Genomic DNA, 26512 nt, shown 5'->3' with positions numbered 1-26512 from the left:
AGGTTTTCAGCGCATCTGTCCTATCTGTGGAAACCACCGGGTTTGCAACAGATGAGAAAATCTCATGTATATGGTTGGAGGCATCGGATTGCCGAGCACCTGGCTCGATCAATCCGCTGGCGTCGTCGTGAAAGAAAGCCGCCGATAAAAATGAATGGCAAACGCGATACGCTTTGCGTAGCAAACGAACATCTGCTGCGGGATGTGGGATTGCACAACGGCGCGGCAGATCAGTCCGATTATCGGAGCACCTAGCCCCTGAGCGTCTTGACCTTGGTCAGATCCGGAAAGATCCGCATCCACAGCAGCACCACCGCTATGGTGCCGACGCCGCCGACGATGCCGGTCAATACCGGCCCAAGAACGCTGGCGAGCATGCCGGACTCGAATTCGCCGAGCTGGTTGGATGTGCCGATGAACAGAGAGTTCACGGCATTGACGCGGCCACGCATGGTATCCGGCGTCAGAAGCTGCACGAGCGAGCTGCGCACGACAACGCTGACGGTATCCGACGCACCGACGACGAACAGTGCCGCTACTGAAAGGATGATATTGCTCGACAGCGCGAACACGATGGTGGCGACGCCGAAAATCAGCACCGCAAACAGCATCTTCTTGCCGACATCGCTCTGCAGTGGTCGCCGAGCCAGCCAGATCGACATCACCAATGCACCGACCGCCGGGGCGGCGCGCAATAGGCCGAGTCCCCAGGGGCCAGCATGCAGGATATCGCGGGCGAACATCGGGAGGAGTGCCGTCGCGCCGCCAAGCAGGACGGCGAAGAGATCGAGCGAGATCGTCCCCAGCATCACAGGCCGGCTTCTGATGAACGAAACGCCGGCAAAAACAGAACTCAGCGTCATCGGCTCCCGTGACGACGGCTGTTGCCGCTCGACACGGATCGAAATGACGTTGATGCTCGCAATGACGTAGAGCACCGCGGAAACGGCAAACGGTGCGACAGGGCTGACGCCATAGAGCAGACCGCCGAGCGACGGGCCGATGATGAAGGCGGTCTGCATCATCGAGGTCGAGGTGGCAATGGCGACCTGAAGCAACGACGGCGGCACGATATTCGGCAGCAATGCCGCCATTGTCGGACGTTCGAAGGCTGTGGCCGCACCCATGACGGCAACGGCGGCGAGAATGCCGGCGGGACCGATCCACTGCTGCCAGACCGCCACGGCCAGCACGAGAGCGGTCAAGGCCTCGACCAGTTGGCAGGCGAGACCGATGCGGCGCCGGTCGAACCGGTCGGCGACATGGCCAACGACGAAGGTCAGGATGACCATGGGAAGAAACTGGCAGAAGCCGACCAGGCCGAGGAAAAAGGCGCTATGGGTCTGATCATAGATCATCCAGCCCATGGCGACCGTCACCGACTGAAAGCATATCGAAGAAAAAACGCGCGACGCCGCAAAAGAACGGTAGCCGGGGTGACCGAGCACACCCGGCCGGTCTTGATTCTGCAGCGTATCCATGGGCTTTCTTCGTCTCCTGGCGCGGCTGCGCGGAGACATGTTTTCTCAATCGTTCGAAATTCTGTCGAAGCCCCTGCTCTGCCCGAACGCGCCGGTTGTCAACCGCGTTTTTGCTCAGGTTGCAAATTCATCGCGGACGACAGATCAAATCGCGGTGATGAACGGCTAAGAAGCCCCGACCGCGCCTCGACCGACCAAACGCTCGCCAGCTCCGCCGCGATCATGCCGATCAGATGCGGGACATCGGCGCTTGCCGAGTCATGCAGCGCCTCGGCGACGATCAGCACGGACTTGGTATCCTCGCGCACGGCGGAACGGCCGCTTTGCCGGTTGGTCCAGCGCCGGGCGTGCGCCTGCCCGATAGTATCCGCAAAGATCACCTCTCCAGGCTCCGGATGCTCCGTCTCGCCGGAAAAGGTGAGGTAAGACTCGCTGCCGCCTGCATGCCGCACCTCGAGATCACCTGTTATCTTCGCAAGATCGAAAACAGCGACGGGAATGGCGAACGCGATCGACACGGCGTTGCAGAGGTCGACGAGCGGATGCAACTGCGGCAAGGAACCCTCCTGACGAAAACGGCGCAGCAGAGCCTCCGAGGCGCAGCGATACTGGGTCGGCTTCAACCCCATTTTTGAAAAGCTGCGCCGCCAGGCCTGAATTTCGGGCATCTCACTTTCGGAGCCTTGCGCCAATCGCTCCGCGGCGGTCGCATGATAGCTGACGATGCGATCTGTAACGATAGCATCCGCGCTGATCCCTTCGGCAAACAAAACGCCGGGAACCAATTCGGGGAACTCGCTCCACATCTCGTTCGAATGGCGGAAATACATGGCTTCTCCTTCTGCATCTCTGGCTTGGTGCCGCAGAAAACCCCGTTGTCATCGCCCGGTCTTGAACAAAATTGCAGAGGCTCTAGCCGGCGGCCGCTGCATAGGCGCCCGGCGATATGCCGAAATTGCGAACGAAGAGCCGCGTCATATGGCTCTGATCTGCAAAGCCGCTGGCAAAGGCCGCTTCAGCCAATGGTGTGCCCGCCGCGATCAGCCGCCGCGCTTCGTGGATACGGCGCTGCAAGAGATAGGCATGCGGTGTGAGCCCCGTCGCCTTGGTGAAAGCCCGCAGAAACCGGAAATGGCTTAGCCCGCAGGCATCCGCGAGTTCGGCAAGCGTCAGGGGTGCCGCTGGATCATGCTCGATCAGATCGCGCGCACGACCGATGGCTGCAGGAACACCTGTATCGCGCGGCGCCGGCACTCCCTCACTCATCACAGCAGCGACCAGCGATAACAACAACCCATCCTGCAACAGTGCATCCTGTGGCGCGGCGTTGCCAGCCAGAAGCGGGAACAGGGTTTTGAAACACGACGCCACTTGGCCATTGCGAATGACTGGCGACGGAAATTCCGCGCCGCCAAGGCTCCCCTCGCCGATATCGTCAAGCAGATCGCCGATCAGCCTCGGATCGAAATAGAGCATCGACCATGCGCGGCTTTCGCCGATGGGCGTGCCGTCATGCACTTCGTTCGGATTGACGCTGATGACATCCCCTGCCTCGGCCCGCACCATTCCGCGCCCGCTGAGCGACGCCTGCGCGCCGGATTCGATGATGCCGATGCCGAATTGGTCATGCGTATGCTTGGGAAAACAGTGACTGGTCTCGGCCTTCACGACCTCTATACCTGCCGCACGGGAGCGGAATATCCTGAACTGGCCGGATCTCATGATGATCCTTTTCCAAACGGACAGGCTTCCTGCCCCGAAAACTTCGGCAAAGATTAGCGCGGCGGCGCTATCGCATGCAATGCGTGCCCCATCGGCAGATGCGCGTCACCTGCCGGGTGCTTCAGTCCGTTCATCCTGCGCCGTCGCCAATGCCGTCTGGGTATTACCCGCAACGGCCGCCGGCAGCGGCGTGCCACGCTTGCGCTCGCGCGCCAGCGTCAGAAGGCCGGAAAAGATGATGAGGACGATACCGAAGGCCATGGGCGTATCGATGCTGTCATTGAACAGCAGATAACCGAACACGATGGCCCACAGCATCTGGCTGTATTGCGGCGGAGCGACAAGATTGGCCGGCGCCATACGGGCGGCATTCATCAACAACACGTTGCCGAAGGCGCCCAGCAGGCCATAGCTCGCCAGGAAAATCCACTGCGTCGCCGTCGGCGTGGTGACCTCCGAGAGCATGAGGAAGCCGCTGACGATCAGCGTGCCGAACAGGCCCGCCCCATAGAGCGAGATACGTTTCTCTTTCGATCCGAGCGCGCGGTTGATGACGATCGAAATCGCGGCAGCAAGCCCACCGATCGCGGCGCAGAGATGGCCGATCGAGAGCTCGCGAAAACCTGGCCGCAGGACGATGAGTACGCCGACGAACCCCAGGATGACGGCCGTCCAGCGCTGCCAGCGCACATCTTCCTTGAGGAAGACAACGGAGAGGATCGTCACGAAGGACGGCAGCAGGAAGAGCAGCGCAAAGGCTTCCGCCATAGGCAGCTTGGTAAAGGCGACGACGGAGCAGATCGCGCCCGTAGCACCGCAGATGAAGCGCAACAGCCACAGGGGCCGGTTCGACGTCTTCACCATATCGATCCAGCCATCCTCCCGCCGCTTCAGGAAGGGCACGGCGGCAAAACCGAACAGAGCGCCGATGAAGGCCACCTGATAGGAGGGAACCACACCATGCAGGATCTTGATCGAGGCATCGCTGAAGGCAAAGACGGCATAAGACGCGAATGCCACGAGGACGCCACGCAAGGCGGAGCGGCCGGCGGCCGCGGAACTGGAATCGGCTGTAATCGAGGACATCGGAATCGTACAATGCGACGGGAGGAGAATTGAATCAGGTAGATACCGGAAATTGTACGATGAAATAGGCCGAATTTCGATTAGGTGAAAATAAACTATTGTTTCAGGTGGATGCCAGAAGTGGCCATCCAGGGTCAATTTGCGAAGAAGCGCGATTTGTCCAGCTCACTTGGGGGAACATGTCCTTTGAGCGTATAGGAAAAAGCGACAACTTTCAGCGCGTCGCCATCTACTTGGCAGGTAAATGCCACCCTTTGCCAACCGCTGGGTGTATCAACCGCAACCCCATCCCCAAACAGACTGATATCAGAAAGCATCGCGGACGATAGCGCAGAGTTATTATAGCCTACCGCACCGAGATCGTGGCTAAATTGAAGTGTCTCTTCAGACCTACAGAGATAACGTACCCGATCACGTCGTGGCATCTTCTTCCAAGCATCGTAGTCGCTCTTGGACAAACGTGCCACTTCCGCACCGGAATAGAGCTTCTTGGCTTCAATAGCCCTCTTCGGCACGAGCGATTTAGGTGGTTGCGGCTCAGTCACCAATGCTGCGCCACTCGTCTGACCGCCTTGGTTGCCCGAAGCCGACTGGCTTTGCGAAGCCTGCTCCGTCGGAGAAGGCCTGACCGTGGGAACGGCGATCTGTGGCTCGGCTTTCGCCTCTTCCTTCGGCTGATCGGCTGGAGTTTGCTGCTGCGGATCGGATGACCGCGCCTGTGCGGCGGCTTGCGCTTGAGGATCATTCTGATCGGCCGATTGCACTTGCGGCTGCTGCACCTGCACATCCGAAGGCTGGTTGGTCGCAAGCACATCCGGGGCAGTAGAGGAGGTTTTGGCGGTCGAGTCGCCTGCCGGCGGCTTGGCCGCATTTGCTTCCTGGCTTTGGGCATCGGCTTGCTGTTGAGCTTGCTGCGCTTGAGCCTGGGCTTGCGCAGCTGCTTGCGCGGCAGCCTGTGCTTCCGCCTGTTGCGCGGCGGCAGCATCGTTCGGCGGCGTCTGAGGCGTATCGTTTGGCTGTGCTGAGGCTTCAGCCTGCTGCGTGGTAGTCGGATCCTTCTCGTCGCCCTTCATATCCGGAAGTGGCGTCTCCGTAGCAGAAGGCTGTTGCTCAGCTTTCTCGACAGGCTTGTCAGCGCCGGCATCGTCAGGTTTGGATGCGGGCTTTTCCGCCTGTTCTTGGGGCTTGTCGGCCTTAGTCTCAGCGGATTTGGGTGAAGGCTTTTCAGCCTGCTCCTTGCCCTTGGGATCGGATTGCTTTGGCGGCTGTTCGTCCGACTTTTTCCCCTGAGGCTGCTCTGGCTCCTGCTGTGCTTCGGCCGTCTGCTGCTGCGGCTTCTCGTCGGGCTTTGGCGTCGGCTTCGGAGGCTGGTCGGGCTTCTCGTTCGCCTTCGTCGCAAGCTCCTGCTTTTCCTCCTGCTGCGGCACGAGCTCGACATTGACGCTCTGCTCAGGCTTCGCCTGTGGCGGTGCGGGCAGCAGCGGCAGCAGAAAAATAGCAACAAACAGGACATGCAGGAGGATCGACAGGACAAAGCCCGGCCTCATCTCCTTGTCCCGTTTTTCCGCAACCTTTTCCATCGTTCAGCGGATGACTCGCGAAGAAAAAGCAATCAAGAGGAAATTGCGCATCGATTCATTCGATCCTTAGCGGCAAACAGATCGGACCTCGCCGGCCCGCAGACATATGGTATGCAACAACACGACACGAAAGAGGCAATTGCCGAAATCGAACTTGTCAGGCCACCGTTCTATCCGCAATGGCTCAAAAACACACCTGCGTGATCGGGTGACCTGAGAATCCATTCATCCATCGTCAAAAGAACTCATCCAGCAGCCGATAGTAAGCCGCCTTTTCAGAGTGCATCTCAAAGTTTCCATAGGCCTTCAAAAAGTCGGCAACAAGATCTTCCCCGAAATTGCGCGCGATGCTGCCGCAGGCCAGTGCAATATCCTGATGGCGATCGGCAACGCCGAGGCGGCCGCAATCGATGTAGCCACTGATGCTGCCTTCGTGAGCGACAAAATTCGGGAGGCAGGCATCGCCGTGGGTCACCACCAGATCCTCCGTCTTCGGCCTGCGCTCTTCAAGCTCCCGGAACAGATCCTGCGCCGATCTCCCCAGCCTTGCGTCATCGAAATCGTCTTCGTCCACACAGCCTGCAAGCAACCGCGCTTTTGCATCCGCAATCCTGTTCTCCAGGCGATGATCAAAAGGACAGGTAGCAATATCCAGGCCGTGAAGCCGCCGCAGCGCCGCGGCCAAGATCCGCACTCTTTCGATCGGCGGCAATCGATCATTGCTGACGAGATCAGTGCCCGGAAGCGCGCTCATCAACAGCCACTCTCGCCCACCGTCTGTCTCGTGGGCAATCACCTCGGGGCACGCAAGTCCCTTCGATGCGAGCCATCGCAGCCTGGAAACCTCACCCGCTAGCTCGCTCAGCGGATGAATGATCTCCGTCTTGAGATAGATAGGCGCTCGGCCAACAGCTTCGAGCCGAAAGACATGGGCCGGGGAGCGGCCGAGCTCGGCCGGTCGCCAATCATATCCCGCGAGCAGATCGCGCAGCCGTGCCGGCAGAGACATTTCGATAGTCTGCGGCTTGTTCGCCATGGTCCGAACCCTGATCCCGATCCGTTATCAATGGAAAACCCGGCTCGCTTTCGCAAACCGGGTTCGATTTCATAACAACGCCAATGCCGGCTTGCGCCCGGCCCTAGCTGTCGAGGAAGCTTCTGAGCTTGCGGCTGCGGCTCGGATGCTTGAGCTTGCGCAGTGCCTTGGCCTCGATCTGACGGATACGTTCGCGCGTAACCGAGAACTGCTGGCCGACTTCCTCGAGCGTGTGGTCGGTGTTCATGCCGATGCCGAAGCGCATGCGCAGCACGCGCTCTTCGCGCGGCGTCAGCGATGCCAGAACGCGGGTCGTCGTCTCGCGCAGGTTCGCCTGGATGGCGGCGTCGATCGGCAGAAGCGCGTTCTTGTCCTCGATGAAATCGCCGAGGTGCGAATCCTCTTCGTCACCGACAGGCGTTTCGAGCGAAATCGGCTCCTTGGCGATCTTCAGCACCTTGCGCACCTTTTCGAGCGGCATGGCGAGCTTTTCGGCCAGTTCTTCCGGCGTCGGCTCGCGGCCGATCTCGTGCAGCATCTGGCGCGACGTGCGAACGATCTTGTTGATCGTCTCGATCATGTGCACCGGAATACGGATCGTGCGGGCCTGGTCGGCGATCGAGCGGGTGATCGCCTGCCTGATCCACCAGGTGGCGTAGGTCGAGAACTTGTAGCCGCGGCGATATTCGAACTTATCGACCGCCTTCATCAGGCCGATATTGCCTTCCTGAATGAGGTCGAGGAACTGCAGGCCGCGGTTGGTGTATTTCTTGGCGATGGAAATGACGAGGCGCAGGTTCGCTTCGACCATTTCCTTCTTGGCGATGCGGGCTTCGCGCTCGCCCTTCTGCACCATGTGCACGATACGGCGGAATTCTGAGATAGAGATTCCGGTTTCAGTCGCAAGATTCTGAATTTCCTGGCGAATGTCACGGATCGTCGTGTTTTCGTTCCGGGCGAATTCCTTCCAACCGCGCGCGGCCAGATTGCCGATCGACTTCATCCAGTTCGGATCGAGCTCGGCACCCTGATACTGCTCGAGGAAGCTATCGCGCTTGACGCCATGAGATTCGGCAAGACGCAACAGACGACCTTCGTTCTGCACGAGGCGCTTGTTGATGTCATAGAGCTGCTCGACGAGGGCGTCGATGCGATTCTGGTTCAGCGACAGCGACTTGACCGACTTGATCAACTCGTCCTTCAGCTCCTTGTAACGGCGCTCCTGCGCCGACGACAACGTGCCCGAGGCCGACAGGCGCTGTTCGACCTGCTGGTCCTGCAGCTTGCGCAGCTTCTTGTAGGTCTCGGCGATCGTGTCGAGCGTCAGCATGACCTGCGGACGCAGCTCGGCTTCCATCGCGGCGAGAGAGAGGCTGGATTCGTCCTCGTCCTCTTCTTCCTCCTCGATCGGCATGCCTTCGCCGCCGACATTGGTAATGTCGTCGTCGCCATTCGGCGAACGGCCACGGCGTGCCTTTTCCTTTTCCTCGGCCGCCTTGCGGTCGGCCTCGATCTTCTCGGGGCTCTGGAACTGCGGCGCAGCCTTGGCTTCGGGACCGGAATAGGTGGTTTCGAGATCGATGATCTCACGCAGCAGCGTGGTGCCTTCGTTGAGTTCGTCGCGCCAGATAATAAGCGCCTGGAACGTCAACGGGCTTTCACAGAGGCCACCGATCATGGTTTCGCGGCCGGCCTCGATGCGCTTGGCGATCGCAATTTCGCCCTCGCGTGACAGCAGCTCGACTGAACCCATTTCGCGCAGGTACATGCGCACCGGGTCGTCCGTGCGGTCTGTCGGCTCTTTCTTCTTCGCGGTGGCGAGCGCCGAACCCGTCGAAGGCGCCAGCTCGCCGCCTTCTCCGTCCTCGTCGCCACCGGCATCGTCATCGTCGTTCGACGGGGCACCCGCCTCTTCGACGTCCTCGTCCTCGATGACGTTGATGCCCATGTCTGAGAGCATGGCCATCGTGTCTTCGATCTGTTCCGATGTCACTTCTTCGGACGGCAGGACGGCATTGAGCTCGTCCATCGTCACATAGCCGCGCTTCTTCGCGGCCTTGATCATCTTCTTGACCGCGTCATCGGAAAGATCGAGAAGCGGGCCGTCGGAGGTGCCGTCGCGTTCGACTTCAGCTTCTTCGTTCTCTTTGACCTTGGTTGCCATCTCTATATCGTCGCTTTCCCTGACGCTGCAAACTTACACGCGGTAGAACATTTCAATCTGGCCGGCACGCCCTGCGCCAGCCTCGACTCACCGACAAACACCTAACGGAATGACCTTTAATGCCCGATTAACCACGATCACCGCTACCGGATGGCAAAGCTGGATTGCGTTTGGATTTCCGGCCATGTTATTAGGTGATCCGCTTGATCCAGTATACCGTTCTTTCCGAAGTCAAACGGTGATTCCTAGATTTTTTGTTCTCGTCAAGCTTTTCCAGCAAAAAAGCCCGTTAAATACCCGAAAAAGCCTTATCCACAGGCTCGGTGCGCCATAAACGATTGCTTTTGGTATTTAGGAAGTCCCTGCGCGATGACAAGAGCATGCGAACCAAACGCTCGCATTTCCTGCATCGAGACCTGCTACCGATGTAGAAAAGCGACAGTTGGGGGTCAATTCCAGTCCATGACCACCTTGCCGGAGTTGCCGGAGCGCATAGCTTCGAAGCCCTCGCGAAAATCATCTATGCCGATACGATGGGTGATGACGGGCGATACATCGAGACCACCTTGCACGAAGGCGATCATCTTGTACCAGGTCTCGAACATCTCGCGACCGTAGATGCCTTTCAGGTTCAGCATCTTGAAGATGACTTTGTTCCAGTCGATCTCGAAGCCGGCCGGCGCGATGCCGAGAATGGCGATCTTGCCGCCATTGTTCATCTTGTCGATCATATCGCGAAAGGCCGGTGCCGCGCCCGACATTTCCAGACCGACGTCGAAGCCTTCGGTCATGCCGATGGCTTTCATCACATCGGCGAGGTTCTCCTTCGAAGCGTCGACGACATGCTCGATGCCGACCTTGCGGGCAAGTGCCAGCCGGGTGGGATTGATATCGGTGATGACGACCTTGCGCGCGCCGGAGCGCTTGGCGACCATGGCACCCATGATGCCGATCGGGCCTGCGCCCGTCACGAGCACGTCCTCGCCGACCAGATCGAAGGAAAGTGCCGTGTGCACCGCGTTGCCGAACGGGTCGAAGATCGCGGCGACTTCATCCGGAATATCGTCGGGGATCGGAACGACGTTGGATTCGGGAATGCAGACGAATTCGCCGAAGGAGCCGGGTCGATTGACGCCGACGCCAAGTGTGTTGCGGCAGAGGTGGCCTCTGCCCGCGCGGCAGTTGCGGCATTTGCCGCAGACGATGTGCCCCTCGCCGGAGACGCGCTCGCCGACGTGATACTTCGTCACCGCCGAACCGACCTCGGCGATCTCGCCACAGAATTCGTGCCCAACGACCATCGGCACCGGAATGGTCTTCTGCGCCCATTGGTCCCAGTTCCAAATGTGGACATCGGTCCCGCAGATCGCCGACTTCTTGACCCGAATCAAGACATCATTCGGCCCGACCTCGGGAACCGGAACATGCTCCATCCACAGCCCGACTTCCGGCTTGGATTTGACCAGCGCTTTCATCATGTTCGACATGATCGGTTCTCTCCAACCAATTCAAATGATTCCGAGTTCTCGTCCGGCTTCCGCAAAGGCGGCGATCGCCTTTTCGACATCGGCCTTCGAGTGCGCGGCCGACATCTGCGTGCGGATGCGCGCCTGTCCCTTCGGTACGACGGGGAAGGAAAAGCCGATGACGTAGACGCCCTTTTGCAGCATCAGCGCCGCCATCTCCTGCGCCAGCTTGGCATCGCCAAGCATGACAGGGATGATCGGGTGATCGGCGCCTGCGAGCGTGAAACCGAGCTTGGTCATTTCGCTGCGGAAGAGTTCGGCATTGCCACGGAGACGATCGCGAAGAGCGTCGCCGTTGTCGATCAGGTCGAAGACTTTCAGCGAGGCAGCGGCGATAACTGGCGCCAGCGTGTTGGAAAAGAGATAGGGGCGCGACCGCTGCCGCAACCAATCGACGATTTCGCCTCTGGCCGAGGTATAGCCACCCGAAGCACCGCCAAGCGCCTTGCCGAGCGTGCCGGTGATGATATCGATCCGCCCCTCGACGCCGCAATGCTCCGGCGATCCCCGACCATGAGCGCCGACAAAACCAACGGCATGGCTGTCATCGACCATGACCATGGCACCGTATCTCTCGGCCAGATCGCACACGCCGCCGAGATTGGCGATGATGCCGTCCATGGAGAAGACGCCGTCGGTCGCGATCAGCTTGAAGCGGCTGCCCTCGGCCTTCTTCAGCTCTTCCTCCAACGCCGCCATGTCGTTGTTGGCGTAGCGGAAGCGCTTGGCCTTGGAAAGCCGCACGCCATCGATGATCGAGGCATGGTTGAGCGCATCCGAGATAATGGCGTCTTCCTCCGACAGCAGCGTCTCGAACAGCCCGCCATTGGCATCGAAGCAGGAGGAGTAGAGGATGGTATCCTCCATGCCGAGAAACGCCGAAATCCGCGCTTCCAGCTGCTTGTGCTCTTCCTGCGTGCCGCAGATGAAGCGAACCGAGGCCATGCCGTAGCCGTAGCGATCGAGCCCCTTTTTTGCCGCCTCGGCAAGCTCCTCGTTGTCGGCGAGGCCAAGGTAATTGTTGGCGCAGAAATTGAGCACGCGGGCGCCGCCGACGACAGCGATTTCACCGGCTTGCTTGGAGGTGATGACGCGCTCGGGCTTGTAGAGACCAGCTTCTTTCAAGCCGAGAAGTTCTTTGCGCAGATGTGATAGAAAGTCTGAGGTCATTGTCGCATTCCGATGCTGGTCACAGTGCCTAACTATTCAAGAAATAACACAGGATTCGGCCCCTTGCTGCATCCAGCAGCGGCAAAAATGCGTAGCGCCGTGACGTCGGCGCGATAGGGAGCAGGTTCGATATTATCTGTCAAACTGACCCGGATATACGCAAGTTCTTGGCCAGGGTTCATCGGTTGCTATTGCAAAAATTACTTGACTGAGTCCATTATCTTGCTGCAGATCGATCTTGATCGCATGATAGAGGGAGAGCAATGAGCATATTTCAAAGATTCTCCCTCGCGGGACGGGTCGTGCTCGTCACCGGCGGCGGACGAGGCCTTGGGTTCGAAATGGCGAAAGCACTTGCCGACGCGGGAGCGCATGTCATCGTCAATGGGCGCACGATCGCAACGGTAGACAGCGCCGTGAAATCCATTCAAGCAGCTGGCGGCTCCGCCGAAGCAGCAGCTTTCGACATTGCCGACCGCGAAGCGCAGCGCGCGGCGATGGCGAATATCGAGAAAAATCATAGCCGGCTCGACATATTGATCAACAATGTCGGCGCCCGCGACAGACGGCCCTTGGCCGACTTCGACGACGAAGCGATTCTCGCCCTCCTCAACACGGATCTGACCGCCTCGATCACGCTCTCGCGCGATGCCGCCCGCCTGATGAAACGGCACAATCATGGGCGGCTGATCTCGGTCACCTCGATCAGCGGCCAAGTCGTCATGCCTGGCGACTGCGTCTACCCCGCAGCCAAACAGGGGCTGACCGGCCTTATGCGCGGCATGGCGGTGGAATTCGGCCCCTACGGCATCACCAGCAATGCCATCGCTCCAGGCTGGTTCGCGACGGAAACGAATGCCGCGATGGCCTCGAATGAGGAACTGGTCCCTTTCGTGCGCCAGCGCATCCCGGTTCAGCGCTGGGGACGGCCGGACGAGATCGCGGGCGCTGCATTGTTCCTCGCCAGCGACGCCGCCTCCTTCGTCAACGGCCATGTCTTGACCGTCGACGGTGGCATGACCGTACGCATGTAGCGTGAGATTGTCTCGATTTCACATTTAGATGCGAAATGTCACCGGCCGGTGAAATCTGAAATCACTGCGAGAAACGCATCCCCGTAGCGTTCGAGCTTCGACTGCCCAACGCCCGAAATCCCGAGGAGTGCCTTATGGTTCTTCGGCCGCTCCGTCGCAAAGGCGATAAGGGTCGTGTCCGGAAAGACGACATAGGGCGGCACGCCTAGTTCTTTGGCGATCCTGGTCCGCTCGGCGCGCAGCGCATCGAACAGAGCCTGCGCCTCGCCGGCAAGACCATGTGCCGGTTTCTCCGACCGTCCCGCCTTCTTGCTCCGGCGACCCGCTTCCGGCCGATCCTTGCGAAAGAAGACCTGTCGCTCGCGTTTGAAAACCGCCCTCGCCTGATCTTCGAGTTTCATCGCGCCAAAAGCCGTATGATCGACGGTGATGAAGCCGTTCGCCAGCAATTGCCGGAAGATCGACTGCCAGGTGCGAGACGGAATATCCTTTCCGGCGCCGAAAACGGGCATATCGACATGGCCGAACCGCTTCGTCTTGTCATTGACCGTGCCCATAAGCACATCGATCACATGACCGGTGCCGAAACGCTCCCCGGTGCGATAGACGGCCGCCAGCGCCTTGATTGCCGCTTCCGTGCCGTCCCAGGTCTCCACAGGTTTCAGGCAGGTATCGCAATTGCCGCAACGGCCGCCATGCGCTTCGCCGAAATGCGCAAGAATGGCCTGTCGCCGGCAGCCGGCTGTTTCGCAGATGGCGAGCAGCGCATTGAGCTTTCCTCGCTCCACGCGCTTGATCTCATCGGCTGCATTGCCTTCATCGATCATGCGCAGCCGCTGGATGACATCGGCCATGCCGTAAGCCATCCAAACCTCGGACGGTAGGCCGTCACGCCCGGCACGACCTGTCTCCTGATAATAAGCCTCGACCGAACCCGGCAGATCGAGATGGGCGACATAGCGCACATTCGGCTTGTCGATGCCCATGCCGAAGGCGACCGTCGCGACAAGGCAAAGGTCTTCTTCTTTCAGGAAGGCATCCTGATTGGCATCGCGAAGCGATCGGTCCATCCCGGCATGGTAGGCGAGCGCCCGGATGCCCTGCCCATTCAGCCATTCAGCCGTGTCCTCAACCTTTGCCCGCGACAGGCAGTAGACGATGCCGCTGTCGCCGCGGTGGCCATCGAGAAAGCGCAGCAATTGCTGGCGCGGCTGATCGCGCTCGACAATTTCATAGGCAATATTCGGCCGGTCGAAACTGGTGGTGAAAACCTTGGCACCGTCGAGAGCAAGCCGCTCGATGATATCGTCGCGGGTATGCGGATCGGCCGTCGCCGTCAGCGCGATGCGCGGCACGCCGGGAAAAAATTCCGCAAGCTTGCCCAGATCCCGATATTCCGGCCTGAAATCATGCCCCCATTGAGACACGCAATGCGCTTCGTCTATCGCAAACAGCGCGATCTTCGCCCTGGCGATCATCTGCTGGAAGCCATCGGTGAGAATGCGCTCGGGCGTCACATAGAGCATATCGAGCGTGCCGTTGGAGACGGCGCGATAGACATCGCTCGCCTCGTCGCGCGACAGGGATGAATTCAAGGCGGCCGCGCGGATGCCGAGCTGTTTCATCGCCTCCACCTGATCCCGCATCAAGGCGATCAGCGGCGAAACGACAATGCCGATACCGTCACGGCAAAGTGCGGGAATCTGGAAACACAGCGACTTGCCGGCCCCGGTCGGAAACAGCACGACGGCATCGCCGCCGGAGACCACATGCTCGACCACCTGCTGCTGCTTGCCGCGAAACGCGGTATAACCATAGACACGCTTCAACACATCGAGCGGCGCGGGCGCCCCGGCACGATCGCCGAACAAGGCATCATCGGCGGAAAATCGCGGTTCCAGTCTATCCGGCAGTGACATCTATTCCCTACTTTCCCGCAGCGCTTTTGACTCTGCCGGAAAGCACGCCAAAGCCATCGATGATCGCCTCCTGGTTTTCCAGCCGCACCGCTTCGAGCTGCACTTCCTGCAAGGCGCGCATCAACTGCTCGATAAGCTCGCCGTCACTATCTTCCGTTGCCTCGGCAATCGCGCCTTCCAATTCGATCTTGTGCCAGCGCAGTGCCTTGGAACGCTTGTGAAGCGCCAACGCCTGGCGATAGCCTTCGCGCGCGTCTTCCATCGCGGCTTCCTCGGTTGCCGTCCATAGCCTGGCGTTGCGGACCTGCTGGTCGAGATTCTTCAGCAATGAGCCGAAGTCCTGCTCCTCCAACTGCTCGACCAGCCGCTCGCGGATGAGCTGCGGCGCGGCCATGGCTGCGGCGATCCCGAGAACCGCCGACCAGAGACGCTGCAATTCGCGGCTCTCGTAGTCGATAGCGGCGATCTCGTCATATTCGTCCTGCAGCAGCAGCGGATGATTGACGATGGTCAGCGCCAGAACGCTTTCGCGCAGGCTCGGAATGTCCTGATGCCCCTTGATCATGGCCGAACGCGTCAAGCGATCGGACGCCGTCGTACTGACCGGCCGATCGCGGCCCTGCTGCCCGCCGCGACCGGTGAAATTGCGGCCATTGCCATCACGGGAAAAGCCTCGCCCCTGCTGATTGCCGCCACGCTGGAACTGCGGCTGGAAGAGACTGTTCAACCGCTCGCGCATATTCTGCTGATAGTGTCGGCGGACATCCTCGTCCACGATAACAGACACGATGCGCCTCAGCCGGGCTTCGAGTTCCGCCCGCGCCTCAGGCGTTTCGAACGTGCCGCTACCGGCCTCTCTGATCCAGATCAGATCGGCCAGCGGCTTTGCCTGTGCGAGAACCTTGTCGAAAGGCGCACGACCGTCGTGACGGACGAGATCGTCCGGATCCTTACCATCAGGCAGCAGTGCGAAACGGACGGTGCGGCCCGGCTTGATATGCGGCAGCGCCAGGTCGGCGGCGCGGTTGGCGGCGCGAAATCCCGCGCCATCGCCATCAAAGCAGAGTACCGGCTCCGGCGTCATTTTCCACAGGAGATCCAGCTGATTCTCGGTCAACGCCGTGCCGAGGGGCGCAACGGCATTCTCGATGCCCGCCTGATGCAGGGCTATGACATCCATATAGCCTTCGACGGCAATGATAGTGCCTGCGCCGTCGGCACCCTGGGCAGCGCGGCGCGCGCGTGTGAAATTATAAAGCACATTGCCCTTGTGGAAGAGCCCGGTCTCGTTGGAATTGAGATATTTCGCCGGCGCGTCCGATGACATGGCGCGGCCGCCGAAGGCGATCACCTTCTCGCGCGACGACAGGATCGGAAACATGATGCGATCCCGGAAGCGATCGTATGAGACCGGCACGTTCTCGTGCACGACCAGGCCGCAGGCTTCCATCTGCTCCTTCAATACGCCCTTGCCGGCAAGAAACTCCTTCAGCGCATTGCGGCTGTCAGGGGAATAGCCGAGACGGAAAGTCTCGATGGTGCGGCCGGTCAGACCACGATCGCGCAGATAGGCGCGAGCACGGGCGCCGTTGGCAGTCTGCAGCTGATCCTGAAAGAACTGAGTCGCCATCTCCATGACGTCGAGCAGCGACGTGCGCTCCTTCTCCCGCTTTGCCTCCACGGGATCGGCCACAGGCATGGGGACGCCCGCCATGTCGGCGATCTGCTGCACCGCCTCGGGAAAGCTCAGTCCCTCCAGCTCGGTGAGGAAACGGAAATGATCGCCCGTCACGCCGCAGCCGAAGCAGTGATAGCGGCCCTTGCGATCCTCACAGTGGAAACTCGGCGACTTCTCGCCATGGAAAGGGCAGCAGGCCCAAAAATCTCCACGCGGCACGTTGGTCTTGCGGCGGTCCCAGCTCACGCGACGACCGATCACGTCCGAAATCAGAACGCGGTCGCGAATCTCATCGAGAAACGTATTGGAAAATCGCATGGCTACCTCTGGCTTATCCCATATAAACAGGAATGGCGCGCATTGCCACGACGACACGACCGGCACACACGGTATTCACAGCCCTTTGCAGGCAATTGCAATTTCATCGTCTTGATCACAACTTCGTGAGGTTATTATCAGGATCAGGCCGCGCGCACCGGCTTGAGGCGTCGTTTCCGAGTCACCAAAAACACGATCGATATTGACCTCACTTAGCCGGAATTAAGTGTTCGGCCGACCTGACGAGCATCGGCCTTTGCGGAAAAGACGCGAAAAAGCAAAGACTTGCACACCTTGAAGTGGATGGAACAGTGCGTCGGACGCATCTCGAACAATCAGTAGCTGCAATGCTCGATGACTGCGACCCATCTGTTTGGTGGCGCATTTACGGCATGGTTCGTAAGCCAAACATTATTTTTTTGTAATTTGATTGTTGATGTGCGGCGCAATAGCGTTCTTCTCACGGGGCGAGACAAGCCGGCGAAGAAAATTGCTTCGCGACGCGACATGCCGAGACGCCCCACGAACGGGAAGCCATCAGGTACAGGGCTTTCAGTTTAGGAGAGGAAATGCGGGTTCTGATCGTACCCCTAGCCGCCGCGGCTATCTTCGCCACAGCTACCTATAGCTCGGCAACGACGACCGGCAGCGCTGACGATCGGAATGTGCTCTACGCTGGCGCGCATTATCAGCTGCCGGTGGATATGAAGATCCCTGCTCTCACCGCAGGCGTTAAAGTTCAAATGTCCGGATTGACGCCGCAAGCGTTGGCTTTGCCGCAGCAAGTCAGGATTCTCAGATAAGTTTTACGGGATACTCAGGTGGGGCACCATCCCTACCCCCGGCGCCGCCCCACCTGAGTGCCTTTGCAATAGACGTTTGATTTTTGGGCCCCACCCTGCGTCATCAAACGGCTGCAAAGCGCAAGAAGGCAGGAGCTCCCCCAGCTCCTGCCTTCTCTAATTTTACGATCCCAATTTTTCCGATGACGGAAGCACCGAACCTCCGCGGCAGAACATTTAGAGTTCAAATGAGGCCAGTATCTTGACGTGAAGGCCACAATTGATATTTCATGTATCAATAATCTAGATGATGATTTCCTAAGACAGCGTAGAGAATTGCTCAGCTCATCGGGGGATGGCTGCATGTCTTTATCCGCGAAGGAACTTGCCGATAATCCTGATTTTTTCGCTATAGTTCTCGACTATACCCGAGAAATTGTATTGGTTTACGAAGAAAATCCTCGAATAGGCTCCGTTTTTTCTTCACAGCAGCGCTGGTTGATGGCCCTCGCCGGCTTCGCCTTATATTACGGCGGCGTAGATGGGAAGCCGCCCGGTATCCATGCCAACCGCTTCGCCGACTTTGTCGTCGAGCACGAAATCGCCAGTCACAACACGGCATTGAGCTTCATTCAGGAAATGCTCGACCATCATTTTCTGCGCTACCAGACAGTCATGCCAGATCGTCGGGTACGACCGATGGAGCCGACAGAAGAAGCCGTCAAACAGCTTGCAAGATGGCTCGGCATTCACTTGGCGGCGCTCGACAAATTGGACGGAGGCAAACGAAGCAGCCTGCTCGCCGGGAGACCGGAACTCGTTGCGGCATTGCAGCCTGCAATCTCGGTCAGCATCATTGCCAGCGACGCCGTCCGCCATCCAGGCGATACATTCGATCTGTTCACCTGGGCAAATTCCGGCGGCATAATCATGGATTACCTGATCTCGCGCGTCGGTATGATCGATCCGAAAACACAAAGAGCAATTGTCGGACCGGTCGCATTCACGGACATCTGTCGCCGTTTCCACATCTCAAGAACGCACGCAAAGCGGCTCATGCGCAAAGCCGTAGACATGCGAAGCGTTGGCTGGACAGGCCGCTCGGGAAAAAGCGAGCTGTGGCTGTCCAGCGGCTTCATTCAGGAATATCGGAACTATCAGGCTGAAAAGTTTGCCATCATGGACGCCGCCTGGCAGCGAGCCCTCGGCATACGGCAGGCCCGTATGCCGAAGCCGAGACTGGTCTTTACTTCAACAACTCCTTCAGGATAGCCGAAGCCTTCGCGAAGTCCATCTGCCCCGCATAGCGCTCGCGCAAAGCCGCCACGCACTTGCCCATGTCCTTCAAGCCTTGGGCGCCGAGTTCCGCAACGACGCCGGCGCATATCTCACGCACCTTCTCGTCGGAGAGCTGCTCCGGCATGAATCCCTGGATGACGGTGATTTCCGCGCGTTCCTTGTCGGCGAGCTCAGGACGACCGCCGTCGACGTAGATCTTCACCGACTCCTCGCGCTGCTTGATCATCTTGGCAAGCAGCTGGAGGATTTCGTCATCGCTTGCCTGCTCCTTGGCCTGGCCGCGATTGGCGATGTCCTTGTCCTTGATGGCGGCAAGGATAAGACGCACGGTTGAAAGCTTCGCCGTATCCCTTGCCTTCATCGCATCCTTCTGGGCATTGGAAAGGGTCTCGCGGATCATGTCTGTAACTCCTCAAGCAGGCAGGCGACGATCGCCCGGCCTCTCATTTCATGTTGCCTGTCTCATAGACCATCAGCGCCGATCAATGCAATTGCGTCAAACCGGCCGAAACAGGACGAATTCCCCGGCAGGAAACGAAAAGCGCGCATTGACCGGCTCGCCTTGTTTGGCTATGTCCATCACCTGCACATTAGATCGATATGAAGATCTCAAGCCGCGGCCAGTGCCGCCGGCGGTACCTTGCTACAAACATGGCGGAAGCCTACGGCCTCTTCAAGGTCGCGCACGACGCCGGAAACGGGATGACTATGACCGCCACAGCCCCATGGACCATTGAAAAGCCGACTGCTCTTCTCGTTCTTGCCGATGGCACCGTGATCGAAGGCAAAGGCATCGGCGCGACCGGCAAGGTCCAGGCCGAAGTCTGCTTCAACACGGCGCTGACGGGTTACGAGGAAATCCTGACGGACCCCTCATACCTAGGCCAGATCGTCACCTTCACCTTCCCTCACATCGGCAATGTCGGCACGAACGAGGAAGACATCGAGGACCTGACGCCGGCCGCCCGGCACGGCGCCATCGGCGTCATCTTCAAAGCCGACATCACCGATCCGTCGAACTACCGTGCCGCCAAGCATCTCGACCAATGGCTAAAGGCCCGCGGCATCATCGGCCTCTGTGGCATCGACACCCGCGCGCTGACCGCCTGGATCCGCGAGAACGGCATGCCGAACGGCGTGATTGCCCACGACCCGAACGGCGTCTTCGACATCGAACAGTTGAAGGCGGATGCGAAGGCCTGGAGTGGCCTCGAAGGTCTCGACCTCGCCAAGGTCGCCTCATCCGGCCAGTCTTCGCACTGGTCGCAGACCCCGTGGGTCTGGAACGAGGGCTATGGCGAGCTGGGCGCCGACGAAGCCAAGTACCACATCGCCTGCCTCGACTACGGCGTCAAGCGCAACATCCTGCGCCTTTTTGCCGGTCTCGATTGCAAGGTCACCGTCTTGCCGGCAACCGCTTCGACCGAAGACGTACTCGGCCTCAATCCGGACGGCATCTTCCTTTCCAACGGCCCGGGCGATCCGGCCGCGACAGGCGAATATGCCGTGCCCGTCATCAAGGACCTTCTGAAGTCGGAAATCCCGCTGTTCGGCATCTGCCTCGGTCACCAGATGCTCGGCCTCGCACTAGGCGCCAAGACAGCGAAGATGCACCAGGGCCATCACGGCGCCAACCATCCGGTCAAGGACCACACGACAGGCAAGGTCGAGATCGTCTCGATGAACCATGGCTTTGCAGTCGACTCGAGTTCGCTGCCGGAAGGCATTGAGGAGACACATATTTCTCTCTTCGACGGCAGCAATTGCGGCCTGCGTGTCTCCGGCAAGCCCGTCTTCTCGGTGCAGCACCATCCGGAAGCCTCGCCCGGCCCTCAAGACAGCCACTACCTTTTCCGCCGCTTCATCAATCTGGTACGCGAGAAGAAGGGCGAGCCGGCACTGGCCGAGCGCGCCTAAGCTGCTCCACAACCATTCATGATGCGAAAGGCCTCGGATTGACTATCAATCCGAGGCCTTTCTCGTTTGCGTCGGGATGTGAAGCGCCCAAATGCTCCATGCCCGGTCAAGCTTGCAGGCGGCGCTGCTTTACCACCTCAAGCTCACTCATCATGATTTCCTCCAGGAACTCGAAGTCCGACTGTCCGAAGGCGACAAGGCCGAATCTCAGCCTATAGCCCCAGTTCTTGTCCTGGGTGAAATCAAGCCAACCCAGCAAGGGGCGGAGCGGCTGCTCGGGAGCATCCAGCCAGTCGACATCCCGGCGATAGGCTTTTCCGCAACCCATCTGCGCAAGGTAGGGCTCTCCTTCACGGACAAAGCCGATGGCGGTAAAGCTCTGAAAGCTGTCTTTCTCGCCCATCTTTACAGACGGCGAATAATAAACGATGCCGTCGCCTGGCTTGATGCGCTTCAATGGCCCCTGCTTGCCGTGGTTCACCTGCATGAAGCCGTGCTCGCGCCCGTGGCGCACGTGCTCTGCGCTAGCCACCGCCAGCCAATAGGACTTCTGCGCCGGTTCGGGCCGCCGGGACGATGTATTGGCGTGCGGAAAAAGGCGCACTGTCGTGCCCTCGTTGATGGAGTCTTCCCGCGGCAAAAGCGCGGCATCGTTACGATCGCTGGCTCTGAGTGTCATGGTCGTCTCCCGTCATTGGTATGAAGGGAATATACGCCACCATGCTGACAGTATTTGTCAGTAGTCTTGCCGCTCGACGATCGCCGCAGATATTATGCGGGTTCTCTTTCCGAACGCACGAGAATGTAGAATCGCGCGCAAAGCATGGCCGCCGCCGAAGCAAGGCCAAGCAGGAAACCGAGCCATATGCCGATCCCGCCGAAATCGAACGGGAAGGCCAGCAGCCATGCCAGAAAGAAGCCGATCGGCCAATAGGCGATCAGCGCCAGGATCATCGGCACGCGCGCATCCTTCAGGCCGCGCAACAGGCCGCTCGCAATCGCCTGCAAGCCGTCGACGAGCTGGAACAGGCCGGCGACCACGATCAGCGGCGTTGCATAGGCAAGCACTTTCGAGGCATCGGCCGACGTAATGTCGAGGAACCAGCTTCCGAACCATGCCGGCAAGGTGGCGAACAGGATGCTGCCACACAGCGAAATGCAGCTCGAAACGATGAGCACGACGATCGCGGCGCGCTTCAGGCCGAGATGATCGCCCTGCCCGTGCGCGACGCCCACCCGCACCGTCGCCGCCTGGCTGAGGCCGAGCGGGATCATGAAGGCAATCGATGCCCATTGAAGCGCGATGCCATGGGCAGCAAGCTCGATCGTGCCGATCCGCCCCATAAGCAACGACGCCGCCGTGAACAGGCTGACCTCGGCGAGAACGGTGATGCTGATCGGGAAGCCCAGGCGGACGACATCCCACAAGGCATGCCAATCCGGCCGCCACAGATGGACGAAGATCTCGTAGCGACGCATTTCTTCCCGGCTCTGAACATAGCCGACGATGAAGATGAAGCCGGCCGTCTGTACGGCAACGGAGACGATGGCCGCGCCATGAAGACCGAGCGCCGGCATGCCGAAATGACCGAGCACCAAGGCATAGGCAAGCACAGCGTTCATGACAAGCATGGCGATGGTCACATTGAGAATGACGCCGGCACGGCCGATAGCACTCACGAGGGCGCGAATGACGTTGTAGAGCAATCCCGGCAACAGGGCGAAATGGCCGATGGCGATGTAGTCGCTCGCCAGCTTTGCCACATCGGGCTTTTGTCCCGCCGCCAGAAGGATCTCCTCGGAATATAGAAAGGCAGGCTGTGCCATCAGCCAATAGATGGTCACGACCCACAGGCCCATGCGCAGCGCCCGTCGCACGGACACGACATCGCCCTGGCCATAGGCCTGCGCCACCAACGGCACGACGGCGATGGAAAAGCCCGAACCGAAAATCAGGATCGTGAACAGGAACTGCGCTGAGAGTACCATCGCGGCCAGCTGCTCGGCGCCGAGGCGACCGACGATCATCACGTCCGTGGTATTGATGCCAAGCTGCGCCAATTGTGCGCCGATCAGCGGTATGCCGAGCGCAAGGGTGGCACGTAGATGCGCAGACCACGAATTATTGTTGTCGTGCGCGTACGGGCGCGCAGCTAGCGGCATATCCATCATGAAAACTCGATTTCCAGAATCGCGCGAACCGCCCCACCCCTGGGTGCGCGAGCCTGTCGCAATACCGCAACTTAGGCGGAAAAGCCAGCCGACAAGGTAACGATGCTAAAGAATTCATCATACCATCAAAATATCTGATGAATTTTTAGGCCGCCTCTCCGGCTTGCGATTGCACGGCCGCCTTCGGCTGATCTTTGCGAACCTTGGTAAGAAGCACAATGAGCGCTGTCGCGACCAGAATGGCACCCATGACGAATGGTGCACCGGCAAAGGTCACGGGCGCCGTCGGCGCGGTATAATAGCGGAACAGATACGGGAACAGCAGAGGCCCGATGATCGCGGTGATACTCGTCAGGCTGCCGAGCGCGCCCTGCAGCTCACCCTGCGCCGAAGGCGGAACCTTGCTCGCGGCGATGGAACGTAAGGGCGCATCGGCGACGTTTTCGATGACCGTTGCGACGACGACCCCATAGACCATCCAGCCTTGCCACGCGAAAGCATAGCCCATCAGGCCGAGGCAGGAAAACGCCAGCCCGAGCAATGCGGTCTTCCACTCCCCGAGCATGGGCACCAGCCGAGGCAGGACAAGCCCTATGACGAGGGCCGCGCCGATACCATAAACCCCAAGGGAAAAGCCGATCTGCCCCTCGCTCCAATCATAGCGATAGGAGGTGACGAAGGACCAGACGGCCGGATAGACGCCATGCGCCAGCCAGTTCAGGAACATGACGACGCAGACCCAGCCGATGCCCTGATAGCGTCGTATCTGCCTGAGCGCGCCGAATGGATTGGCCCGCCAGATCTCGAACGGCCGGCGATGCCTGGCGTCCAATGTTTCCGGCAGTAGGAAATAGGCTCCGACGAAATTCAGGAATGCGAGGGCAGCCGCTCCATAGAACGGCACCCGCGGACCGAATTCGCCCAGAAAACCGCCGATGACCGGACCGAGCACGAAGCCGACACCGAAGGCCATGCCGATCAGGCCGAAATTCTTCGCACGGTTCTCGTCATTGCTGATGTCGGCGATATAGGCCGAGCAGGTCGAGAAGCTCGCACCACTGATACCGGCGAGGATACGGCCGACGAACAGCATCCAGTAGGTACCCGCGATCGCGCAGATGAAATTGTCGATCGCGAATGTCAGCACCGAGGCGAGCAGGAGTGGACGGCGTCCGAACCGATCGCTCAAATTGCCGATCAGCGGCGAGAACAGGAACTGCATCGCGGCATAGGCCAGCAGCAGCCAGCCGCCTTCGGTGGCAGCTTCGCTGACTGCGGCACCCGTCAACTCTTCCAGGTATTTCGGCATCACGGGCATGATGATCGCAATGCCCATGACATCGAGGAAGAGGATGAGGAAGACGAGGAACAGGCCGCGCCGTGCGAATTTCTGATCGATCATGGAGTTGCCTTTTGGCGGCCCCGCCTCCATGAAGAGACAGAACGTGAACGAAAAACCGGAGTGTTCCCCATACCTAAAGATTTTGGCGGAAACAATCCGTGAACGCTTTAATCTTATCGATTTATCGACCGCTTTTTTTGATCTGCGGGCTATAATGACACTTGTTTTTCCCGGGTCCGTCGCTGCTCGATATTAAGGAAGTCGACGAAGGCCCGGAGCGGACCCGGCATATGTCGGCGGCTCGCATAATAGAGAAACGGACCGGAAAAGGCCGTTTCCCACTCTTCGAGAATGGGTACCAGCTCGCCTGTCGCAAGCTGCGGCGCGAGGAATTCCCAAAACGTCCTGATGATGCCGAGACCGGCAACCGCGGCACTGCGTTCGATATCGATCGAATTCGTGGCAATCACCATTGAAGGCGAAATGACGATCGTTTCGCCATCCTTTTCAAAATCCCAGGGAGCGTTGGAGCGGCTGAGGAACCGATGACCGATGCAGCGATGCTCGAGTATATCGCGCGGGTGGCGCGGTGTACCGTTTGCCGCCAGGTAGGCGGGCGCCGCGGCGGTCACATAAGATTGCTGCCGTGGCCCGATGGGCACGGCGATCATATCCTTTTCCAACCTCTCGTCATACCGAATGCCGGCGTCAAACCCGGCCGCGAGCACATCGATGAAGCTGTCTTCGGCAACGATTTCGACCGATATCCCCGGATAGTTCTTCAAAAAGCGATTGACGATATCAGGCATCACCACCATGGCAGCGACTGTCGGCACATTCAGCCGCAAAGTCCCGCCCACACGGTCGCGAAAGCTATTGATGTCGTCGAGCGCAACGGCGATCTCACTCATCGCGGGGGTCAGCCGCTCCATCAGCCGCTCACCCGCTTCGGTCGGCGTCACGCTACGCGTGGTACGGTTCAGCAGGCGCACGCCAAGCCGCTCCTCCAGCCGCCGGATCGCCTCGCTCAGTGATGAGGCGGAAACAGCGCGCTTGCGCGCGGCCACGCGAAAGCTACGCTCGCGGGCAACAGCGGTGAAGGCGACAAGATCGGCCAGCGGTAAGTCATCCATTGTGCGAAATTCCAAACAGCCCGTTCCGATTTACACGGATTATCGCACAAAGGCCGATCGAGTAAACAAGCTGCGTAGATGGCTCTGGAGATGAGAGCGCGCTTCCGACCGAAGGAGAACTGCAATGCAAAACCACCAATTGGGCAAGACAGGCCCCGAGGTATCCGCCCTCGGCCTCGGCTGCATGGGCATGTCCGGCATGTACGGGCCGTCCGACCGCGCCGAGAGCATCGCGACAATCCATGCCGCTCTCGATGCCGGCATAAACCTGCTGGATACCGGCGACTTCTACGGCATGGGCCACAATGAAATGCTGATCGGCGAGGCCATCAAGGGGCTGAAGCGGGACGATTTCCTGCTCAGCGTGAAATTCGGTGCATTGCGCGATCCGGCCGGCGGCTGGCTCGGCTATGATGCCCGACCGGCCGCGATCAGGAATTTCGTCGCTTATTCGCTGCAACGTCTCGGAGTCGACCACATCGACATCTACCGCCCGGCGCGTCTCGATCCGAACGTGCCGATCGAGGAGCAGGTCGGTGCCATGGCCGATCTCATCAAGGCCGGCTACATCAGGCATATCGGCCTGTCCGAGGTCGGTGCGGAGACCATCCGCCGCGCCGCCGCCGTGCATCCGATCGTCGACCTCCAGATCGAATATTCGCTGATCTCGCGCGGCATCGAGGACAGTATCCTGCCGACCTGCCGCGAACTCGGTATCGGCATCACGGCCTATGGCGTCCTCTCGCGTGGCCTCATCAGCGGCCATTGGCAGAAGGACAACGCCCAGAAAGGCGACTTCCGCTTCATGAGCCCGCGCTTCCAGGCCGGAAATGTCGAAAAGAACCTGGAATTGGTGGAAGCATTGCGAGGGATCGCCGAAGCCAAGGATGCCAGCGTCGCCCAGGTCGCCATCGCCTGGGTCGCGGCCCGAGGCCAGGACATCGTGCCGGTTGTCGGCGCCCGCCGCCGCGATCGCCTGACGGAAGCTTTAGGCGCGCTCTCGGTGGAGTTGTCGGAAGCCGATATGGCGGCGATCGAACGCGCCGTGCCAAAGGACGCCGCCGCGGGCGGGCGCTATCCGGAAGCGCAATTGACGCATCTGGATAGCGAGAAATAAGGAAAAGGAATTGGCACTTCGCCCGCTCCCTGCCGG

General features: G+C 59.6%; 21 protein-coding genes. 5 read left to right on the top strand and 16 right to left on the bottom strand.

Translation table 11 applies throughout. The features are described from left to right. Positions 1 to 251 precede the first annotated feature (251 nt). From FHT29_RS05015 to FHT29_RS04975, 9 genes are all read right to left on the bottom strand, one after another. Positions 252 to 1481: an MFS transporter gene (locus tag FHT29_RS05015; RefSeq protein ID WP_168599250.1), complete on the bottom strand. Its 1230-nt coding sequence runs from the start codon at positions 1479 to 1481 to the stop codon at positions 252 to 254. A gap of 98 nt (positions 1482 to 1579) precedes the next feature. Beyond that, positions 1580 to 2311 carry a phenylalanine--tRNA ligase beta subunit-related protein gene (locus FHT29_RS05010; RefSeq protein WP_168599249.1) on the bottom strand — a complete coding sequence of 244 codons (732 nt, stop codon included), beginning with the start codon at positions 2309 to 2311 and terminating at the stop codon, positions 1580 to 1582. Positions 2312 to 2393: 82 nt separating this feature from the next. After that, the gene (locus FHT29_RS05005; RefSeq protein WP_168599248.1) at positions 2394 to 3203 is read right to left on the bottom strand and encodes an AraC family transcriptional regulator; all 810 of its coding nucleotides are present in this window, start codon (positions 3201 to 3203) and stop codon (positions 2394 to 2396) included. 105 nt (positions 3204 to 3308) lie between these two features. Further along, positions 3309 to 4289 carry a DMT family transporter gene (locus FHT29_RS05000; protein WP_037194568.1) on the bottom strand — a complete coding sequence of 327 codons (981 nt, stop codon included), beginning with the start codon at positions 4287 to 4289 and terminating at the stop codon, positions 3309 to 3311. Between the two features lie 134 nt (positions 4290 to 4423). Further along, on the bottom strand, positions 4424 to 5869 hold the full coding sequence (locus FHT29_RS04995) for a DUF930 domain-containing protein (RefSeq protein WP_037194570.1): 1446 nt from the start codon (positions 5867 to 5869) through the stop codon (positions 4424 to 4426). Positions 5870 to 6104: 235 nt separating this feature from the next. After that, on the bottom strand, positions 6105 to 6905 hold the full coding sequence (locus tag FHT29_RS04990; RefSeq protein WP_052212711.1) for an APH(3')-II family aminoglycoside O-phosphotransferase: 801 nt from the start codon (positions 6903 to 6905) through the stop codon (positions 6105 to 6107). A 103-nt stretch (positions 6906 to 7008) separates the two neighbouring features. After that, a complete protein-coding gene (rpoD, locus tag FHT29_RS04985; RefSeq protein ID WP_037194574.1) occupies positions 7009 to 9069 on the bottom strand; it encodes an RNA polymerase sigma factor RpoD in 2061 nt (686 codons plus the stop codon). 449 nt (positions 9070 to 9518) lie between these two features. Further along, entirely contained in the window at positions 9519 to 10556 is a 1038-nt protein-coding gene (gene tdh / locus FHT29_RS04980; protein WP_037194576.1) for an L-threonine 3-dehydrogenase, read from the bottom strand. Positions 10557 to 10577: 21 nt separating this feature from the next. Next, on the bottom strand, positions 10578 to 11765 hold the full coding sequence (locus tag FHT29_RS04975) for a glycine C-acetyltransferase (RefSeq protein ID WP_047562770.1): 1188 nt from the start codon (positions 11763 to 11765) through the stop codon (positions 10578 to 10580). A gap of 263 nt (positions 11766 to 12028) precedes the next feature. On the opposite strand from FHT29_RS04975, the gene FHT29_RS04970 reads away from it, so the two are divergent. Then, positions 12029 to 12799, top strand: a complete 771-nt coding sequence (locus FHT29_RS04970; protein ID WP_047562767.1) for an SDR family oxidoreductase — start codon at positions 12029 to 12031, stop codon at positions 12797 to 12799. Between the two features lie 38 nt (positions 12800 to 12837). On the opposite strand, the gene recQ is transcribed toward FHT29_RS04970, so the two are convergent. After that, positions 12838 to 14718 (bottom strand): DNA helicase RecQ, encoded by a 1881-nt coding sequence (gene recQ / locus FHT29_RS04965; protein WP_047562765.1) that lies wholly within the window; start codon positions 14716 to 14718, stop codon positions 12838 to 12840. A gap of 7 nt (positions 14719 to 14725) precedes the next feature. Further along, on the bottom strand, positions 14726 to 16714 hold the full coding sequence (gene dnaG, locus FHT29_RS04960) for a DNA primase (protein ID WP_047562763.1): 1989 nt from the start codon (positions 16712 to 16714) through the stop codon (positions 14726 to 14728). A gap of 569 nt (positions 16715 to 17283) precedes the next feature. Here dnaG and FHT29_RS04955 point away from each other — a divergent pair. Beyond that, positions 17284 to 17517, top strand: coding sequence for a hypothetical protein (locus FHT29_RS04955; RefSeq protein WP_037194588.1), 234 nt, complete (start codon positions 17284 to 17286; stop codon positions 17515 to 17517). 342 nt (positions 17518 to 17859) lie between these two features. After that, positions 17860 to 18768: a hypothetical protein gene (locus tag FHT29_RS04950; protein ID WP_047562760.1), complete on the top strand. Its 909-nt coding sequence runs from the start codon at positions 17860 to 17862 to the stop codon at positions 18766 to 18768. On the opposite strand, the gene FHT29_RS04945 is transcribed toward FHT29_RS04950, so the two are convergent. Beyond that, on the bottom strand, positions 18743 to 19195 hold the full coding sequence (locus FHT29_RS04945) for a GatB/YqeY domain-containing protein (protein WP_037194592.1): 453 nt from the start codon (positions 19193 to 19195) through the stop codon (positions 18743 to 18745). The genes FHT29_RS04950 and FHT29_RS04945 overlap by 26 nt on opposite strands. Positions 19196 to 19503: 308 nt before the next feature. Between FHT29_RS04945 and carA the strand changes: the two genes are divergently transcribed. Further along, positions 19504 to 20712 carry a glutamine-hydrolyzing carbamoyl-phosphate synthase small subunit gene (gene carA / locus FHT29_RS04940; RefSeq protein WP_168599303.1) on the top strand — a complete coding sequence of 403 codons (1209 nt, stop codon included), beginning with the start codon at positions 19504 to 19506 and terminating at the stop codon, positions 20710 to 20712. A gap of 106 nt (positions 20713 to 20818) precedes the next feature. Here the strand turns inward: carA and FHT29_RS04935 are convergent, their stop codons facing one another. The 4 genes from FHT29_RS04935 to FHT29_RS04920 all read right to left on the bottom strand — a co-directional run bounded on the left by FHT29_RS04935 (position 20819) and on the right by FHT29_RS04920 (position 25359). Continuing rightward, a complete protein-coding gene (locus FHT29_RS04935) occupies positions 20819 to 21391 on the bottom strand; it encodes an EVE domain-containing protein (RefSeq protein WP_037194595.1) in 573 nt (190 codons plus the stop codon). Positions 21392 to 21483: 92 nt separating this feature from the next. Then, positions 21484 to 22881 (bottom strand): MATE family efflux transporter, encoded by a 1398-nt coding sequence (locus FHT29_RS04930; RefSeq protein ID WP_047562757.1) that lies wholly within the window; start codon positions 22879 to 22881, stop codon positions 21484 to 21486. A gap of 148 nt (positions 22882 to 23029) precedes the next feature. Then, positions 23030 to 24286: a tetracycline resistance MFS efflux pump gene (locus tag FHT29_RS04925; protein ID WP_037194597.1), complete on the bottom strand. Its 1257-nt coding sequence runs from the start codon at positions 24284 to 24286 to the stop codon at positions 23030 to 23032. 149 nt (positions 24287 to 24435) lie between these two features. Further along, on the bottom strand, positions 24436 to 25359 hold the full coding sequence (locus FHT29_RS04920) for a LysR family transcriptional regulator (RefSeq protein WP_092577263.1): 924 nt from the start codon (positions 25357 to 25359) through the stop codon (positions 24436 to 24438). A 124-nt stretch (positions 25360 to 25483) separates the two neighbouring features. On the opposite strand from FHT29_RS04920, the gene FHT29_RS04915 reads away from it, so the two are divergent. Further along, complete coding sequence (locus FHT29_RS04915; protein ID WP_037194602.1) at positions 25484 to 26476, top strand: aldo/keto reductase; 993 nt, start codon at positions 25484 to 25486, stop codon at positions 26474 to 26476. Positions 26477 to 26512: the final 36 nt, after the last annotated feature.

Origin of the sequence: Rhizobium sp. SG741 (assembly GCF_012275435.1) — a bacterium.
Classification (GTDB): domain Bacteria; phylum Pseudomonadota; class Alphaproteobacteria; order Rhizobiales; family Rhizobiaceae; genus Rhizobium; species Rhizobium lusitanum.
Note: the sequence above shows the minus strand (reverse complement) of the source record. Positions and strands in the feature narration are given on the sequence as shown.

Excerpts from the sequence above, each read along its gene's own strand:
- FHT29_RS05015 (WP_168599250.1), bottom strand. The coding sequence starts at position 1,481 with ATGGATACGCTGCAGAATCAAGACCGGCCGGGTGTGCTCGGTCACCCC.
- FHT29_RS05010 (WP_168599249.1), bottom strand. The coding sequence starts at position 2,311 with ATGTATTTCCGCCATTCGAACGAGATGTGGAGCGAGTTCCCCGAATTG.
- FHT29_RS05005 (WP_168599248.1), bottom strand. The coding sequence starts at position 3,203 with ATGAGATCCGGCCAGTTCAGGATATTCCGCTCCCGTGCGGCAGGTATA.
- FHT29_RS05000 (WP_037194568.1), bottom strand. The coding sequence starts at position 4,289 with ATGTCCTCGATTACAGCCGATTCCAGTTCCGCGGCCGCCGGCCGCTCC.
- FHT29_RS04995 (WP_037194570.1), bottom strand. The coding sequence starts at position 5,869 with ATGGAAAAGGTTGCGGAAAAACGGGACAAGGAGATGAGGCCGGGCTTT.
- FHT29_RS04990 (WP_052212711.1), bottom strand. The coding sequence starts at position 6,905 with ATGGCGAACAAGCCGCAGACTATCGAAATGTCTCTGCCGGCACGGCTG.
- rpoD (WP_037194574.1), bottom strand. The coding sequence starts at position 9,069 with ATGGCAACCAAGGTCAAAGAGAACGAAGAAGCTGAAGTCGAACGCGAC.
- tdh (WP_037194576.1), bottom strand. The coding sequence starts at position 10,556 with ATGTCGAACATGATGAAAGCGCTGGTCAAATCCAAGCCGGAAGTCGGG.
- FHT29_RS04975 (WP_047562770.1), bottom strand. The coding sequence starts at position 11,765 with ATGACCTCAGACTTTCTATCACATCTGCGCAAAGAACTTCTCGGCTTG.
- FHT29_RS04970 (WP_047562767.1), top strand. The coding sequence starts at position 12,029 with ATGAGCATATTTCAAAGATTCTCCCTCGCGGGACGGGTCGTGCTCGTC.
- recQ (WP_047562765.1), bottom strand. The coding sequence starts at position 14,718 with ATGTCACTGCCGGATAGACTGGAACCGCGATTTTCCGCCGATGATGCC.
- dnaG (WP_047562763.1), bottom strand. The coding sequence starts at position 16,714 with ATGCGATTTTCCAATACGTTTCTCGATGAGATTCGCGACCGCGTTCTG.
- FHT29_RS04955 (WP_037194588.1), top strand. The coding sequence starts at position 17,284 with ATGCGGGTTCTGATCGTACCCCTAGCCGCCGCGGCTATCTTCGCCACA.
- FHT29_RS04950 (WP_047562760.1), top strand. The coding sequence starts at position 17,860 with ATGTCTTTATCCGCGAAGGAACTTGCCGATAATCCTGATTTTTTCGCT.
- FHT29_RS04945 (WP_037194592.1), bottom strand. The coding sequence starts at position 19,195 with ATGATCCGCGAGACCCTTTCCAATGCCCAGAAGGATGCGATGAAGGCA.
- carA (WP_168599303.1), top strand. The coding sequence starts at position 19,504 with ATGACCGCCACAGCCCCATGGACCATTGAAAAGCCGACTGCTCTTCTC.
- FHT29_RS04935 (WP_037194595.1), bottom strand. The coding sequence starts at position 21,391 with ATGACACTCAGAGCCAGCGATCGTAACGATGCCGCGCTTTTGCCGCGG.
- FHT29_RS04930 (WP_047562757.1), bottom strand. The coding sequence starts at position 22,881 with ATGGATATGCCGCTAGCTGCGCGCCCGTACGCGCACGACAACAATAAT.
- FHT29_RS04925 (WP_037194597.1), bottom strand. The coding sequence starts at position 24,286 with ATGATCGATCAGAAATTCGCACGGCGCGGCCTGTTCCTCGTCTTCCTC.
- FHT29_RS04920 (WP_092577263.1), bottom strand. The coding sequence starts at position 25,359 with ATGGATGACTTACCGCTGGCCGATCTTGTCGCCTTCACCGCTGTTGCC.
- FHT29_RS04915 (WP_037194602.1), top strand. The coding sequence starts at position 25,484 with ATGCAAAACCACCAATTGGGCAAGACAGGCCCCGAGGTATCCGCCCTC.